This is a genomic window from Bartonella sp. TT121SHDZB, from assembly GCF_042193415.1.
Classification (GTDB): domain Bacteria; phylum Pseudomonadota; class Alphaproteobacteria; order Rhizobiales; family Rhizobiaceae; genus Bartonella.
Genome location: NZ_JBHILR010000004.1, coordinates 19,667 through 36,366 on the forward strand (window position 1 = coordinate 19,667; position 16,700 = coordinate 36,366).

Here is a 16,700-nt window from a genome sequence, read left to right on the forward strand (position 1 = left end):
ATTATACTTCTTTTTTAGTAAAATTTCAGTTTTTCAAATAACAAAATCAAATAACGTTTGATCATCAGTAATATCACGGTAACGCCAACCTAACATTTGAAATTTTTCCTCTAAAAGACAAAAATTACCGTATTTTTTTGTTTCAATCGCAACCAATACAGAACCAAAGTTTCTCGCTGATTTTTTAAGATATTCAAAACGCACAATATCATCATCTGGTGATAATGTAGAAAGAAAATGACGCAATGCACCAGGATGTTGCGGAAAACTAAAAATAAAATATTTTCTCAACCCTTGGAAACGTAAAGAACGCTCTTTAATTTCTGGCAAACGCTCAAAATCAAAATTACCTCCTGAAATAACGAGAAGAATTTTTTTCCCCTTTAACTCTTGAGGAGGAATACTGTTAAGCGCATCAATCGATAAAGCACCAGCCGGTTCAAGAACCACACCTTCAACATTAAGCATTTCAACCATCGTAGAACAAACGCGGTTTTCAGGAACCGTAATGACAGAATCAGGGGGAAATTGCTTTAAAATTGTATAGTTTAGTGCACCAATTTCAGCCACAGCAGCACCATCTACAAAAGTGTCAATGTTTTCAAGCTTGACGCGTTTTCCACTCTCCAAACAAGCAAGCAAACTTGCAGCTCTTTGCGGCTCAACAAAACGAAGCTTTGTTTTCCAACCATATTCATGTAAAAACTTGCTCACTCCACTTGCCAACCCCCCCCCCCCTACCGGCACAATCATCAAATCTGGCTCACTTTCTCCATTAAGTTTTTTCCATTGTAAAGCAGCTTCACAAAGCACTGTTGCCTGCCCTGTAATAATGCGAATATCATCGAAAGGTGGAGCCATTACACCACCGCTCTCTACGACAAAGGATTGCGCAGCTTCATAACATTGATCAAATGTTTCACCAACCAAACGAATATCAATGAATTCTTTACCAAAAATACGTGTTTTTTCAATTTTTTGTTGTGGCGTTGTCATAGGCATAAAAATCACGCCTTTACGTTTAAAATAACGACAAACAAAAGAAACCCCTTGCGCGTGATTCCCTGCTGAAGCGCAAACAAATGCAGAATCTGGTGATATACTACTAAGCATTTCTGAAACAAAATTGAAAGCACCACGAATCTTATAAGACCGCACCGGTGTTAAATCTTCACGCTTTAAATAAATTTCTGCATCATACTTTTGACTAAGAAAATCATTTCTTTGAAGTGGTGTTTCAGCAAACACGTGATGCAATCCCACCATAGCTTTTGTGACGTCTTGAATAAATTGACTCATAACACTAATCATTTCATACTTTATTTACATTATAAAAGCTTTTTCTATCGATAAAGAAAACTATTGTCAGTCAAAATTTCACTAAAAAAATGAAAAATGTTTCTTTTGTCATTAATTCTTGATTCAATAAAAGATATAGCTTATGAGAGAACTCACATTGCGGACGTGATGAAAACGGTAAACATAGCAGACTTAAAATCTGCCGGTCGAAGACCTTGCGGGTTCAAGTCCCGCCGTCCGCACCACTTTATGGGAGATGTCTTTATTTCCTAATTGTTTAAAGTGAAAAATTATTTTTAAGTTTACTTAAAAGTAGCTCTATAATGATAATATCAGATGATAACTGTATAATAAAGGCGAATCATTCTTTCTTTGTAAACAAATATTTCAACCATACTTTGTGAATTAAAGAATTTTCATTCTTAACAATGAAGAATCTGGGTAACTCCTCCTTATCCTTTCATCGTCGCTCAAAGTAAAATCCCCCTTTTTCACCATAAAATAGTATTGACAATACATAAAATAAAAAAATAAAGGCCCTACCAAGGATAGGACCTTTTAAACAACGAAGCTACTTTATTCCTAAAAAGCTAGAATTTGTAAGCTATTCCTGCGCGAAAATCATTCGTTTTATACTTAACTTCAATCTCATCTTTAAATTTCTTTTTACCAAAATCTGAGTAACGATATTCCGCACGTAAAACAAAATTATCTGTCATTGCAAAGTCAACACCACCACCGACAGTATACCCCATCATCATTTTTGTAACATCCGATGTCCTATTAAAGGGCTCATCTCCCGTAATGACTGTCAATAAAACATCTTGAAATTGCCCATAAGCGATACCACCAGCAATATAAGGCATCACACGACGAGCAGAAAATCCAACACGTACCCGTGTAGCACCAGTCCATTTTTGTTTAAAAGTATGATTAAAAGTTAAACTATTCTTTTTTTCTGTATTCTCTGCACCAGAATGAGATAAGCTACGCCCCTGCACTTTGACAAACTTTACCTTTTTGCCACTTTCTTCAGTATCCGAACCATCAGTATGCGAACCATTAACACTCGATTCAGCAGCATGAGACCTCGTTTTTGTATCCTTTTTTTCTGTTAAAAGGATATCCGTATCAATCCCCACGATAAAGTTATTACCGAGATCAAAATTAACACCCGCATAAAAACCACCTATAAACCCAGAAAGCTCAGGCATATACTGTTTCTCGATGGGTACCCATGGTTTACTTTTACTCTCCTCATCAGGATAGAGAGGAATATCAACATAAGGCGTTTTTGCAGAAATTTTACTTGAAAAGCCTCCAACTTGCCCCCCAAAATAAAAACCTGCCCAAGAAAAAGATGAAGAAGCAACAACTTCTGCAGCAACATGTACCGGCTCTTCATAAGCCACCACATCTGCAGCCTGTACTATAGAAGGTGAAATCAAAGAAAAAACAGATGCTGTTATAAATTTTGTATTCATAAAATTATACCCCATTGCTAAATTTAAATATAATTAAAAATCACATTTAGAAAAACAAAGTTTTATAAAATCTTATGCCCCAAAACCGCATATACTCCTTTATAGTTACATTTAAATATATCACTATACAAATATATCATTACATCAAAATTGAACTTTATCAAATAAATTTTAATAACTTTCAAAATATTAGAATAATGAATACTTCATATAACATTTCTTTAATAAAAATATCTATTATATATTTTAAAAGGAGAAAATATAACACCATTTTCATCGACCGCATAAAAAATCATCAAATAGGATATTTAATGTCTTTTTGCATAAGACAAATTCTAAAAATGGTGTAATAATTTTAAAAAAATAGATATGCATTAAAAATATTATAAAAATACCTCAATATTCTTACATCCCAAATGCATACTGTAGATTCTACATTTATAAAAAGTTACGCCTATCTTACACTTTTCTCTACCACTTTTAAAGTATAAGGTTATTAACACGCGCAAATATCATTATCCTTCTAAGTCTTATCTCCCCAAAAGACCTAAATGATTTTATTTAAAAATTGCTCTCCCCCTACTGATTTCTATATTATCATCTGCCTTTATTACAAAGCGGTCTTTATTAGGAAAAGTTACAAAACATCTCTTCATACAAATTGTAATTGTTTGATGAGTATTTAAAGAAATTTTTAAAGGTATACTTCCTTCAACAACAATGAGAGGTTGTACTTTTAAATCAGTATTCTTCACGGTTGCGGCAAAAGCTGTTATGGTAAAAACACTCAACAAAATAATTGTAATCAAAGCATAAATATATTTCAGCATTCTAAGATTCCTTCCTCAGAAAAACGCTTATATAAAACAAATCGGAGAGCATTGGTTACATGAGAAGATGAAGTAATATTAGGCACATAAATAGCCAAATTAAAGGAAAAACGTTTACAATCAAATGCAGTAAAACTCACCTGTGGGATAGGCTTTTTTAAAACGCCTTCTGTCGCAGAAGCAATCTCTAACAAAATTTCAACAACATGCTCTGGAGCAACCTTAGAGGATACAGTAACTGGAATATCAATTCGTCCTACTTTATTATGTCTAGTCCAATTACTGACGTTATTATTAATAAGGCTTGAATTGGGAATAATAATCGTCTTACGCTGAATTGTCTCAAGTTCCGTTGCACGCACACTAATACGCTTAACAACACCCCCTACTGATCCAGATTCTATATAGTCTCCTATTTTAAATGGTCTTCCAACTAAAATAATAAGTCCAGAAACAAAGTTTTGAACAATATTCTGTAAACCAAAACCTATACCAAGTGAAAGTCCTCCAGCAATAAGAGCAAAATTTCTAAGATCCAAACCTGCCATTGACAATCCTGTCAAAGCAGACACAACAACGCCCCCATAACTTATAACTGTTTTGATAGAATTCCGTATACCAGAATCGAATTCTCCATGGACCAACAGCACACTATCTAACCAACCAATAAATCGGCGAATAAGGAACCAGCAAACACAAAAAGAAATAATTCCTGTTACAAGAGAAATCAAAGAAAGAGTCATATTTCCAATCTGAAAACCAGTAACCAATTGCCACAACACCGCTTTCAAATCAGAATAGGAAAATCCAAACTGTACAGCTATTGGCATTGCACAAAATACAACAACAAACAAATTGAGAAAAACGCTCACAACAATTCCCAATTGATTCATCGTTTTTTCTTCTAAATGAAACCTCTGCATCAAAAAATGACCAACCATTGTTTTCATAAATTGGTCTTTAGTTCCAAGTGCTTGAGCGCTTTGTATTCCTAAATACATGAGAACTAAAAATGCTCCACCAATCATAATCTGCTGCATAATAAAACGTGCAAGACCAACATAGCCTAAAAAATTCAACACAAATAGTAATACTCCCAATCCAATAAGAGGAATGCGTATATAAAATGACCAAAAGTATGGTTCTCTTTTTTCTCCTTGAAATCTCCTACGCCTAAACCGCAATGGTACAAATGATATTATAAACAGCAATATCGCTACAAGAAAAACAGCAATAAAACTTTTAGCAATTGTCAAAGATAGAGAAGCTGAAATGATTTGATAAATACTATCCAGAACAGCATCAAATGCCAAAACACCTCCCAAAGAAGTGAACAAAATCACTAATTGAGAAGCAGATGATGGTGCAATATTAAAAAGACGCACATGAGGCATATTCGATGATAAAAGAACAACCGCTAAGCGATTGATTAAAAATACTAAAATAATTTGACAACCGATCATATCAAAAACTGTTGTAAGCTTACCTGGATCTAAGTTAAAATTACGAAACAAAAATAATACAAGATAAACGCAAAGAATACAGATAAGCGAAGGTAAAAGAACTGAAATGAAGGCGATCAATAAGCGTTGTAAATAAGATATTTCCTCATTAGATTTCGCAAAGTGGCAATATACATATACAAGAACTTTGTGAGAAAAATACGAAAGCCCCAAAGTAATAAAAAGTGGAATTAAAAAGGAAAGAAACAGTTGTAACAACTTGAAATAAAATATAAAACTCCACCAAGAATCTAACAACAAAAGAAAATCTGATGAAGCCTCTTTTGTTTTTTGGACAAGATGTTTAACCATCGGTATCGAAAACTCAAGCCTATACGTAAGCGTGCGTTTAAAAAGCTCCCGAGATTGAGAAATAGAAAGTTCAGCTATTCTATTTGCCGCTAAGAAAATTGCTTCAAAACGAAGCATGATATTGTTAATTTTAGCTTTTTGCTCTATCAAGTAAGAATATTCCTTCACTGAGCTTTTCAGTTTTTCCACGTCACGATAGAGCTCCGTTAATTGATCAAGAAGTGTATTAATCTCATTAAGAGGAGGACGCAAAACAAATGCTGACTCAATAGCACGTTCACTGATATCTTGTGCACGTAACCGCAATTCTTCTAAAGCACGCTCATCTTCTGGCTTTCTGTCAAAATCTCTTTTTAAAGTTTCAGTATTTTCTTCAAGAGTCTTAATAATCAACAATTGTTGTTGAATAATTTCATCAACTGAATAAGAAGCTATCGTTTGTTCGACAATTGTATTTTGTGTCCCCCTATTCCCCCATGCACCAGAATTAAAAACAAAGAGAATTCCCAAAAGAAAGAAAAGTTTGTGGATGTTTTTTCTACACAATGAATACATATCTACCTTATAATAAACAAAAAGGATTTTATGCTCCTTCTTTATAGATTTTATAGATATAGTACAAGACAGATATTTTCAACTTTTGTAGAATAAACTTATAAAAGCTTTCCCTTATCCTATAATACTGATAATAAGAAAGAAGGAAATAGTAAGTTAAACTCAATAAGATTAAAGAAGGCACTCTGAGCATGCTTTTTTTGTACCTCTATTGCAAAAAAGAAAATTTTCTTCCTTTGACAACGTGGATTTTTCTATCCAGTTTGGGTGTATTTTTGACGAGCAACCTAGGAACGCGTGCTTATTTAATCAAACAATCACACACCAGCAATATCCTTAAAACAAATAGATTTGATTTACAAAACAGGTGTGATCAATTGAATGTTACAACAACTGAAAACAAAAAACTTGTAACACTCCATACAGAATCTATTTTTATGAGAACCTTTCAAAGAATCCTAACATTGGATCTTTTTTTAATAAAGATTCCAGCTATTGACACACAAATGCGTGACTTTCAAACACAATATTTTTCAAATAAACGTGCTCCCCCTAAATAAACGCGTTTCTTTTCTAACTTGAATTGTAAAACTATCACCTTATCTCATTTGTGCTTTTAACTTTAATAACTGTTAGATTGCCTATTAGCGGAATATATCATGCGTACACCTGGTTGGTTGACTACCCTTTATTGTTTTATCCTATTAAGCAGCATTTACATTGCCTTGCCCAATTTATTTTCACAAGAACAGGTTAAAAATTTAAAATTCTTACCCAATACCCGTGTGGCACTTGGCCTTGACCTTCAAGGAGGCTCTTCTCTCTTGCTTGAGGTTGATAGTAAAACGTTAAAGCGCGATCAATTACACATCGTTTTAAGTAATGTGCGCAATGTATTGCGTGAAAAACAAATCCGTACATCAAGTGTTCGTATCATTGAAGATAGCGTTGTCGCGCTTATTTCTGATCCCTCACAAACTGAAAAAGCACTCTCTGCTTTAAATACATTAATCATCCCCATACATAGTAGCTTTGGCACAACAGAACATAACATCACGATCAATGCTCAAAATGAAACGCTTCGCATTACATTGACGGCAGCTGGTATTAAAGACCGTGTGAACAATGCTATTGAACAAAGTTTAGAAATCATCCGTCGCCGTATAGATCAAGTTGGCGTTTCAGAGCCAGCCATCCAAAAGGTCGGAAATGACCGTATTATGGTCCAATTGCCAGGCTTACAAGACCCAAAGCAACTGCGTGATCTCTTAGGGACAACCGCTAAAATGAGTTTTCATCTTGTTCCTTCTAATGTGGACCCCAATAATCCACCGATAGGTGTTTCGATTCTTCCTGGATATACTGATGAAACACAACGCTATGCAATTTATGATCAAGTTGCTTTAGATGGAAATGTCCTAAAAGATGCTCGTGCTGGTTTTGATCCACAATTACCAGGGCGTTCTATGATTTCATTTACTCTAGATTCGGTTGGTGCAAAAATATTTGCCGATATAACACGACAAAATATTAACCGTCCTTTTGCCATTGTTCTTGATAACAAGGTTTTAACTGCTCCTACCATCAATAGTGTTATTCCCAATGGACAAGGTCAAATTACAGGAAACTTTGATCCCAAAGAAGCCTCAACTCTGGCTGCTCTGCTCCGTGCAGGTTCCCTCCCCGCACCACTCACCGTCATTGAAGAGAGAACCGTAGGTCCAAATCTTGGCGCTGATGCCATCCAAATGGGACTTTACACCGGCATAATCGGCTTTATTCTCGTTGCAATTTTTATTTTTCTTCTCTACCGCATTTGGGGGTTCATTGCGAATATAGCACTAGCCCTCCACACGATTTTAACATTTGCAGCCCTGAGTCTCCTCGGAGCTACGCTTACACTACCTGGTATTGCTGGTATTATCTTAGGCATCGGTATTGCCGTTGATGCCAATATTCTCATCAATGAACGTATTCGTGAAGAAAGTCGAAAAGGTGTGAGTGCTTTTGCAGCTTTAGATCGTGGATTTAAACAAGCTTTTGCAACCATTGTTGATGCAAATGTTACAGCCATTATAGCCACTGTTTTACTATTTTGGTTTGGCACCGGTCCGGTTCGTGGTTTTGCTGTAACAATGTTGCTTGGTATTATTATCTCCATGTTTACAAATATCACCATTGTACGCATCATCATGATTTGGATTGTTCGTAAATGGAAAATTAAGAAACTGCATATTCACTCTGCTTTCAACATTCTCCCACAAAACACAACTTTCCATTTTATGAAAGCGCGCTTCATTGGTATTGGTGTCTCAATTGTTCTATCAATTGCTTCAGTTTTTCTCTTTTTTAAGCCTGGCTTAAATTTCGGAATTGATTTCATTGGCGGCAGCCAAATGAGTATTACCACAAAAGTACCAGCAGACTTAGCAACTCTACGTTCTAAGCTTTCTACTCTTAATATTGGTGAAATTGTCTTGCAAAATATTGATAATGAAAACACCGTATTAATTCGCATGCAGAAACAAAGTGGTAGCGAAGCACAACAAACCATCGCCATTGATAAGGTCAAAACAGTTGTACAAAATATCTATCCAGATACCACATTTGATCAAATAGAAGTTGTTGGCCCCAAGATTTCGGGCGAGCTTGCCACCGCTGCTTTTACTGCCGTTATTCTTGCGGCTATTGCCATGTCTCTCTATATATGGTTCCGCTTCGAATGGTTCTTTGCTATTGGAGCCATTGTCACACTCATTCTAGACACCACAAAAATGATTGGCTTTTTTGCTTTATTTCAATTTGATTTTAATTTAACAGCCATCGCTGCGCTCTTAACAATTGTTGGATATTCCATAAATGATAAGGTTGTCGTCTATGATAGGATGCGCGAAAATATGCGTCTTTATAAAAAAATGCCGTTGCGTGAGCTGATTGATCTGTCCATTAATCAGGTTCTTGTACGGTGTCTTTTTACATCAACTACAACGATTCTTGCGATGCTTCCCATGGCAATATGGGGTGGAAGTGCTGTTCATAATTTTGCATTACCCATGGTCTTTGGAATTATTATTGCAACATCATCCTCTATCTTTATTGCTGCTCCTATTTTACTCCTACTAGGAAATTGGTGGCGTGAACGAAATAATCGTGTAGATACTAAAGTAAAGTAAAAATGCCCTTTAATATGTATGATACATCTCGCCTCTCTTCTCATAGAAATATAGTCATTTTCATTCACTCGCTTTTTGATCAAGAATAGTAAATAATCCATGCTCCACGACACACCACTGATCACAACTATTGTAGCAGGTTTATGTTTAGCATTTCTCTTGGGAATGATTGCTAGCCGTTTGCGTATTTCACCACTTGTAGGCTATTTGTTAGCTGGTGTTATTGTTGGCCCCAATACAGGCGGATTTAAAATAGATTCCGTTATTATTAATCAACTTGCTGAAATTGGTATTATTTTGCTAATGTTTGGTGTTGGGTTACACTTTTCGTTAAAAGACCTTTTATCTGTCAAAGCGATTGCTGTTCCCGCTGCTATTGCACAAATGGCATTTTCTACTTTTCTAGGTTTGTGCCTTGGTTTGATTATGGGATGGGGCTTCAGCGATAGTTTGATTTTCGGTCTTGCTTTATCCATAGCAAGTACCGTTATCCTGCTACGTGCTTTGCAAGAACGTCATCTTATTGAAACAGAAAAAGGACGCATTGCCGTTGGATGGTTGATTATTGAGGATTTAGCAATGGTCCTTATACTTGTCCTCATACCTTCCTTGGCGAGTGCCCTCAGCAATACAAAAAAAGAAGCGTTAGATCCTCTTGTTCAATGGTTAGATTTAAGTATTTGGGGTATTTTTGGTCTCACCATCCTGAAAGTAATTATATTTATCGCACTTATGCTCGTCATTGGGCGACGCATTATCCCGTGGCTTCTAAAAATGAGTGCCCAATCAGGGTCGCGTGAATTATTTCGTCTTAGCGTTTTTGCTATTGCATTAGGAGTAGCTTTCGGAGCCGCTCATTTATTTGGTGTTTCTCTTTCTCTTGGTGCTTTTTTTGCCGGCATGGTCATGAGCGAATCAGAATTAAGTCACCGTGCCGCTGAAGAATCTTTACCACTGCGCGATGCCTTTTCTGTTCTCTTTTTTGTTTCTGTAGGCATGTTATTTGACCCAGAGAAACTCTTAACTCATTTTTTCCCTCTCTTAGCAACCTTATTCATTATCGTAATCGGAAAATCTGCTGTTGCCTTTTTCATTATTAAGGCTTTTCGCTATTCTAATGCAACAGCTTTGACTATTTCTGCAAGCCTTGCGCAAATCGGAGAATTTTCCTTTATCCTTGCTGGTTTAAGTTTAAGCTTAGGACTTTTAAACAATGACGCCCATGATTTAATCCTTGGAGGAGCGATTTTTTCTATTTTGCTCAATCCTCTTGTTTTCATTGCCTGTAATAAAATTAAAAAACGTCTAGAAAAATTTTCTGCATCTTCACAAAATACTCAAACAATTATTGATATTGACCCACAAGATCCTGACCAAGATTTTTTACCGATGACCTTAAAAAACAACCATATCGTAATTATTGGCTATGGTCGTATCGGTAAGTGTGTTGCATTATCTTTAATAAACAGAGGTGATTCTATAGTGATAGTAGAAGAATCAAAACGCCTGTCTGATAAAGCAATTGCAGATGGCTTTGAAGCTATTTGCGGCAATATCATTCAACAAGAAATAATGAGTGCAGCAAATATAAATAATGCACACAAAGTTGTTATTACAATGCGAAGTACCATTGAAGTAGGAGAATGTATAGTGAATATACGTGATATAAATAAGGATATCCAGATAATCACGCACGCATTATCTGATACAGAAACAGCTTATCTCATTGATTTAGGTGCGGATGTTGTAGTAACGGATGATGAAGAAATTGCCAATGGCGTTATAGAGTATATAATAGAACGAAGATCTGAAAAGAATATGCTCAATCATGAACATGTATAGAAAACATAAAATGGATAAAGAAGCGTGAAAATAAAGCAATTTATATGGCCATTAATTGGTATCGTAGTAATGCTGATATCTATTCGGATTCTTTATATAAAGCTCTCTGCTATTTCGTTCGGGGATGTACTGGAACGCTTGAGCAATTTAAATGCACAGCACTGGTTATTAGCCTGTTTATGTTCTCTTCTAGCTTATGCTGCTCTTGCTGGATATGATCGAATTGCCTTGCAACATCTAGGCCATAAAATTTCTTGGATTTTTATCGCTATATGTTCATTTACAACCTACGCTCTTTCACACAATATCGGTGCTTCAGTTTTTTCTGGTGCTGTCGTGCGCTATCGCGCCTATAAAATGAAAGGATTAAATGGAACAGAAATCGCAATATTAGTAGGTTTTTGCTCTTTTACTTTTGTAATCGGCACAATCTTACTTTTGGGAATCGTTTTAATTTTGCGACCCGAAATTATCACCCTCATTCATGAAGAGCTTCCTGAATGGCTGGGAATGGCGGTTGGGGCAATTTTACTCAGTTGTATAGCACTTTATACGTTTGGCAGCTGGCTTCAATTAAAACCCTTACGCTTGAGCAAAAAAATCCAACTTTCCTATCCACGGCTAAAAATTGTTATTCAACAGCTTCTCATTAGTCCTCTAGAGCTTTTAGGAGCAGCAGGAATTATATATGCCGTCCTCCCACACAATGCAGATATTCATTTTATCTCTGTTCTTGGTGTTTTCCTAGCATCTTTTACGATAACTCTTCTCTCCAATGCTCCAGCAGGAGGAGTAGGAGTTCTTGAAGCTCTCTTCATAACAGGCATGCCCGATATAAATCCAACCGATGTTATCGCGGCACTGATTGTTTTTAGAATGCTTTATTTGATCATACCGCTCATCATTTCATTATTTGTAGTCGCCATTTTTGAAGCGCAACAATATTGGAAAAGATCCCCCAAAACACCACCAGAATAAATATAAAGGCTACCAGTGGCTTTTGTCCGGCGTGCATATAAATGATATACTCATGCTAAATTCAATTGCGTATGTGAATTAATATAGTCATTATTTGTGTTTATCTTTTTTACATTAGAAGCTTTAAGTTTCTCCTTTATAAGAATCTTAAAAGGATCTTTAAGGATTCCTTAAAAAAAGAATTGGTCCAAAAGCTAATGTTAAAATATACAAAACCTGATGACAAGCTATATCAACAATCTGCACTTACACAAACACCTATGGGGAAAACCCTATTCCGCAATTTTATTTAGCATCTCGTATTTTAAAATAATTTACGCAATCCGTAAATTACTTATAGTATAAAATCAAATGGTGGGTGATGAGGGGATCGAACCCACGACCCGCTGATTAAGAGTCAGCTGCTCTACCGACTGAGCTAATCACCCATAAGCTTCTCAAAAGATGAGTAATGAGCGCTTCTATAGCGCTCCTAAGGAGGGATGTCTAGATATTTTGTTGTTTTTTATATAGCCTCATTGTCTATAAGGTTAAAAATATGATATTCACTACTTGATCTTATATAAAAATGAACCCATTATAAGAAGCTCTATAAATAAACGTTCTGATTGTTATACAAAACCTATAGTTGGAGGATTATCGAGCATAATGCCCGGGCAAAATTTAGAGGAACCTTCTTGTGGGTATAGACGAGATGGAGCATCGTTTTGTTTTATCAATAATCATATGCATTTAAGCAATATTCTGCTGCTTTTTTCTTCGAATATAAGTTTTTCACATTCAATGTTCATGATTCAATACACGAATAAAAGCCCATGGATTTTTTTTGTCAATCGCGCGCTCTTAAGTTTTTAAAAGGTAAGAAATGATGGAATGGATCACTGATCCCCACGCGTGGTTTGGTTTGGTCACGTTGGTTTTTCTCGAAATTGTTTTAGGAATAGATAACCTTATCTTTATCGCAATTTTAGCTGAAAAATTGCCTCTGCATTTGCGTGACCGTGCACGCTTTATAGGTCTGACTTTAGCATTAATGATGCGGCTTTTCCTTCTTACCGTTATTGGATGGGTTATGAGACTGGACACGGTAATTCTTTCACTTTCATCTTTTGTATTTAGTTGGCATAGCTTTATTTTAATCGGTGGTGGAGCCTTTTTGCTGGCAAAGGGAACGTTAGAATTACATGAAAGGTTAGAAGGAGTATCGCATGAAAGAAAAACAGGCGTTTCTTATGCTGTTTTTTGGCAAGTAATTGTTCAAATAGTAGTGCTGGATGCTGTTTTTTCACTAGATAGTATTATTACCGCAACAGGTATGATTGCAAAAGAGCAGGCAGCAGTTATGTATATCGCAGTGATTGCTGCTATGGCAGTAATGATGTGCGGATCTGGCCCTCTTATGCGTTTTATTAATCGTCATCCCACTATTGTCATCCTTTGTCTTGGTTTTTTGATGATGATTGGTTTTACTCTCATTGTTGAAGGGTTTGGTTTTCATATTCCAAAAGGATATTTATATACTGCTATTGGTTTTTCTGTTCTCATCGAAGCTTTTAATCAAATTGGACGTCGTAACCGTGAAAAGATGATTACAACGAATGATCTACGCAGTAGAACAGCTGATGCCGTTTTGAGGCTCTTAGGAGGAGGAGGAAGCAAAGATAGTAATCTTGCTGAGACTGTAGATGTCATTGCTGAACAAGCCGCAGCTTCTGAGTTATTTAGACCAGAAGAAAAAGAGATGATTCGTGGCGTTCTCGATTTAGCCGATCGTCCTGTTCGCTCTATTATGTCGCCACGTAATGAGATTGAGTGGTTAGATTTAAATGCTGATGAAAATGAAATGCGTGAAGAATTACAAAAAGTTAAACATAGCCGTTTAATTCTCGCGCGTGAAAAAGTGGATGAATTTGTTGGCGTTGCATTGACAAAAGATCTTCTTTTAAATTTGGCTGAGGGAAAAAAGATTAATTGGAAAAAAGCGATGCGAGAACCCCTTGTTGTTCATGAAAATACAAGTGTTTTACGATTGATGGAGCAATTACGTCATTCTTCGATTCAGCTTGCAATTATTGTTGATGAGCACGGATCTTTTGAAGGGATTGCAACACCAACCGATATTCTTGAAGCTATTGCAGGTGACTTTCCTGATGATGATGAAGAACTCATGATTGCAGAACAACTTGAAAATGGAAGTCTTCTTGTAGAGGGGTATGCTGATATCCGGCGTTTAAGTGGTTATCTTGGGCGTAATCTTGTTGATGAAGCAGATCGTTATACGACTCTGGCAGGCTTTATGCTTTGGCAATTTGGTCATTTACCGAATGAGGGGGAAAATTTTGAAACGGATGGTTTACGCTTTAAAGTTATCGAAATGGAACGCCGGAACATATCTAAAGTCCTTATTTCTCCACTTGCGTTACCAGAAAAAAACGAATTCTAATTCTTTTAATAAATAAGGTAAATAAAAGGATTTTTCTTATAATTAGAAAGTAAAAAAATAGGCAGTTGATGACTTAATTGTATTGTCATATTTTTTTAAGCGTGAAATAATGAATGTACAAGAGTTAAGTTATCAACGAATTTTCCGTGCAAAAAAGTTTTCATTAATAATTTGGAATGAGAGCTTCTTAAACTATTCAAGATTTTTATTCAGTATGAATAATGCCAAATTATTATTGAAATCAATCTTTTGTATATACAAAGAAAAATGAAAAACTGGGGGATCTTCTATGATAAATGACATTTACTGTGTTGGACTCAATTATGTTGAACATGCTCATGAAATGGGCAATCTTGTTGAAGATAAACCTGTTATCTTTAGCAAACCAAATAGTTCTCTCATTTTAGGTAATGAAATTTATCTTCCTAATTTTTCTAAAGAAATCCATTTTGAAACTGAAATTGTGCTCAGAATCTCAAAGGACACTTTCATGGTCACAGAGAAAGAAGCAGAAGAATGCTATGATGCCGTAGCAATAGGTCTTGATATCACCGCAAGAGACTTGCAAACAAAACTGAAAGAAAAAAAGCTTCCTTGGCTTTTATCTAAAGGATTTAAAGGAGCGGCATACGTCTCTGACTTCATAAACAAAGAAAAAATAAACAACCCAATAACTTTTACAATGAAGTTAAATGGCGAAACGAAGCAAATTGGCAATACGAAAAATATGATCTTTAGCTTTGAGAAAATAATATCATTTTTAAGTCACTACATTCAGCTAAAGCGTGGTGATATCATATACACAGGCACTCCACAGGGCGTAGGAAAACTCTCTAAATTTGACAGAATAGAATTATATCTTGAAGCTCAATTAATCTCAGAGCTAAAAGTAGAATGAGTCATCAAATACTAACCTTTTTCATTGTTTCATTTTTTTTAGTCATCTCACCGGGACCAAACATGGCTCTTATCATCGATAATGCAACGAGATTGGGGAAAAAGAACGCATTTATGAACGTTTTAGGGTTGTGTACAGCAACATATGCGCATGGAGTATTTTCCATATTAGGTGTATCAGCACTCATTCTCAACAACAAAACGCTCTTTCTTTTAGTAAAACTCATGGGAAGCTGCTATTTATTATATATGGGTTTTAAATCGATTAAATCTGGAATACACAGCTTAAATTCAAAAGAAAAAATATCAACGAATGAAAAAAGCATTGTCGGTACAACAAAGCTTTTTACCAGCTATATGGATGGTTTTTTGACACAAATACCAAATCCCAAAGTATCAATATTTTATATAGCAGCCTTTCCAAAATTCTTAGCTTCTGGCGGTAGTGTTAAAAAAGGCTTTGAACTTGTAACGATACATTCCTTCAACATCCTTGCATGGTTTACTTTAATGACCATTTTTATATCATTCGCAAACGCCACTTTAAAAAAGAAAAAAATAAAAGGATGCATTAATATTGCGACAGGAATAGTTTTATCTCTATTTTCTTTTTTCATTTTCTTTGGATAATTTTATTTAAACAAATTGCAAAGCTAACAGAGCAATCTTGTCATGATTCTATCTATTGCTATTAATATTCCAATCTCTAACAGAACTTATAGAACCACCAGTTCTTTCCCATTTTCTCCGAATAATTGAATTACGCTGCATTTCAGTATTATAGCATAAAGACGTTTTGTATAAAGAATTCGAATTTCTCTCAACATTTTATCACGTGTTATCAATATCTAAAGGGACATCTTATTCACCACTTTAAAAGAAAGAACTATGGTAGCTCTCTTTTCCTCTGTAAAACAAAAGTAATCCCTTCTCACTTATGATAGCATCATAAAAATAGAAAAATGATTTTAGAAATCATTTAAATTTTCTATCATTAAAGACTCTTTCCTAAACTCAAATGACAACTCTCTAGTGCTATTTAAGTAAAAATTAAAACTCCCCCTATTCCAATACAAACAAATAACATACTGATTATAAATAATAAATTTTAGAAAACCATAAAAACTTCTGATAACTTTCTAAAATAATTTTAAAAGTCACCTATAATTTGTTATCAAAATAACAAAAAACTCCATATTCAAATATCTGTTACTTTATTTAAGATGAAAACATTCTCTTTTTTCAAAACTATATTCTTTTCTTTATCCACACAAAATCATAAAAACGTTTTTTTTCTTTACTCCTCATTTATATCATGCTTCGATACAAAATAATGTTTCTTCAGTGTAATTTAATCTCAAAATAATTAAAGGGAACCCCCAAAA

The 16,700-nt window shown here is 35.2% G+C and carries 11 protein-coding genes and 2 tRNA genes; 8 read left to right on the plus strand and 5 right to left on the minus strand.

Translation table 11 applies throughout. The annotated features are described in order from the left end of the window. Positions 1–33 precede the first annotated feature (33 nt). The gene (gene ilvA, locus ACFIKI_RS03495) at positions 34–1,311 is read right to left on the minus strand and encodes a threonine ammonia-lyase IlvA (RefSeq protein WP_375665694.1); all 1,278 of its coding nucleotides are present in this window, start codon (positions 1,309–1,311) and stop codon (positions 34–36) included. A 147-nt stretch (positions 1,312–1,458) separates the two neighbouring features. Here ilvA and ACFIKI_RS03500 point away from each other — a divergent pair. After that, positions 1,459–1,544, plus strand: a tRNA-Leu gene (locus tag ACFIKI_RS03500). A gap of 345 nt (positions 1,545–1,889) precedes the next feature. Here ACFIKI_RS03500 and ACFIKI_RS03505 read toward each other — a convergent pair. From ACFIKI_RS03505 to ACFIKI_RS03515, 3 genes are all read right to left on the minus strand, one after another. Beyond that, positions 1,890–2,783: an outer membrane protein gene (locus ACFIKI_RS03505; RefSeq protein ID WP_375665695.1), complete on the minus strand. Its 894-nt coding sequence runs from the start codon at positions 2,781–2,783 to the stop codon at positions 1,890–1,892. Positions 2,784–3,340: 557 nt separating this feature from the next. Further along, positions 3,341–3,613, minus strand: a complete 273-nt coding sequence (locus tag ACFIKI_RS03510; protein WP_375665696.1) for a hypothetical protein — start codon at positions 3,611–3,613, stop codon at positions 3,341–3,343. Continuing rightward, entirely contained in the window at positions 3,607–5,982 is a 2,376-nt protein-coding gene (locus tag ACFIKI_RS03515) for a mechanosensitive ion channel domain-containing protein (RefSeq protein ID WP_375665697.1), read from the minus strand. The genes ACFIKI_RS03510 and ACFIKI_RS03515 overlap by 7 nt, the downstream gene beginning before the upstream one ends. Before the next feature lie 191 nt (positions 5,983–6,173). Here ACFIKI_RS03515 and ACFIKI_RS03520 point away from each other — a divergent pair, with 191 nt between their 5' ends. From ACFIKI_RS03520 to ACFIKI_RS03535, 4 genes are all read left to right on the plus strand, one after another. Beyond that, positions 6,174–6,542 carry a hypothetical protein gene (locus tag ACFIKI_RS03520; protein ID WP_375665698.1) on the plus strand — a complete coding sequence of 123 codons (369 nt, stop codon included), beginning with the start codon at positions 6,174–6,176 and terminating at the stop codon, positions 6,540–6,542. 99 nt (positions 6,543–6,641) lie between these two features. After that, entirely contained in the window at positions 6,642–9,155 is a 2,514-nt protein-coding gene (gene secD, locus ACFIKI_RS03525) for a protein translocase subunit SecD (protein ID WP_375665699.1), read from the plus strand. A 99-nt stretch (positions 9,156–9,254) separates the two neighbouring features. Next, positions 9,255–10,997 carry a YbaL family putative K(+) efflux transporter gene (gene ybaL, locus ACFIKI_RS03530; protein ID WP_375665700.1) on the plus strand — a complete coding sequence of 581 codons (1,743 nt, stop codon included), beginning with the start codon at positions 9,255–9,257 and terminating at the stop codon, positions 10,995–10,997. Positions 10,998–11,021: 24 nt separating this feature from the next. Further along, positions 11,022–11,975 (plus strand): YbhN family protein, encoded by a 954-nt coding sequence (locus ACFIKI_RS03535; protein WP_375665701.1) that lies wholly within the window; start codon positions 11,022–11,024, stop codon positions 11,973–11,975. A 352-nt stretch (positions 11,976–12,327) separates the two neighbouring features. On the opposite strand, the gene ACFIKI_RS03540 is transcribed toward ACFIKI_RS03535, so the two are convergent. Then, positions 12,328–12,403 (minus strand) — tRNA-Lys (locus ACFIKI_RS03540). Positions 12,404–12,840: 437 nt separating this feature from the next. On the opposite strand from ACFIKI_RS03540, the gene ACFIKI_RS03545 reads away from it, so the two are divergent. The 3 genes from ACFIKI_RS03545 (at position 12,841) to ACFIKI_RS03555 (ending at position 15,945) form a co-directional block, all read left to right on the plus strand. Continuing rightward, positions 12,841–14,418 carry a TerC family protein gene (locus ACFIKI_RS03545; protein WP_375665702.1) on the plus strand — a complete coding sequence of 526 codons (1,578 nt, stop codon included), beginning with the start codon at positions 12,841–12,843 and terminating at the stop codon, positions 14,416–14,418. 289 nt (positions 14,419–14,707) lie between these two features. Beyond that, positions 14,708–15,316, plus strand: a complete 609-nt coding sequence (locus ACFIKI_RS03550) for a fumarylacetoacetate hydrolase family protein (RefSeq protein WP_375665703.1) — start codon at positions 14,708–14,710, stop codon at positions 15,314–15,316. Positions 15,317–15,378: 62 nt separating this feature from the next. After that, positions 15,379–15,945 carry a LysE family translocator gene (locus ACFIKI_RS03555; protein WP_375665704.1) on the plus strand — a complete coding sequence of 189 codons (567 nt, stop codon included), beginning with the start codon at positions 15,379–15,381 and terminating at the stop codon, positions 15,943–15,945. Positions 15,946–16,700: the final 755 nt, after the last annotated feature.

Coding starts and splice junctions, on each gene's coding strand:
- ACFIKI_RS03550 (WP_375665703.1), top strand. CDS start 14,708: ATGATAAATGACATTTACTGTGTTGGACTCAATTATGTTGAACATGCT.
- ACFIKI_RS03545 (WP_375665702.1), top strand. CDS start 12,841: ATGATGGAATGGATCACTGATCCCCACGCGTGGTTTGGTTTGGTCACG.
- ACFIKI_RS03520 (WP_375665698.1), top strand. CDS start 6,174: ATGCTTTTTTTGTACCTCTATTGCAAAAAAGAAAATTTTCTTCCTTTG.
- ilvA (WP_375665694.1), bottom strand. CDS start 1,311: ATGATTAGTGTTATGAGTCAATTTATTCAAGACGTCACAAAAGCTATG.
- ACFIKI_RS03505 (WP_375665695.1), bottom strand. CDS start 2,783: ATGAATACAAAATTTATAACAGCATCTGTTTTTTCTTTGATTTCACCT.
- secD (WP_375665699.1), top strand. CDS start 6,642: ATGCGTACACCTGGTTGGTTGACTACCCTTTATTGTTTTATCCTATTA.
- ACFIKI_RS03510 (WP_375665696.1), bottom strand. CDS start 3,613: ATGCTGAAATATATTTATGCTTTGATTACAATTATTTTGTTGAGTGTT.
- ACFIKI_RS03555 (WP_375665704.1), top strand. CDS start 15,379: ATGGCTCTTATCATCGATAATGCAACGAGATTGGGGAAAAAGAACGCA.
- ACFIKI_RS03515 (WP_375665697.1), bottom strand. CDS start 5,982: ATGTATTCATTGTGTAGAAAAAACATCCACAAACTTTTCTTTCTTTTG.
- ybaL (WP_375665700.1), top strand. CDS start 9,255: ATGCTCCACGACACACCACTGATCACAACTATTGTAGCAGGTTTATGT.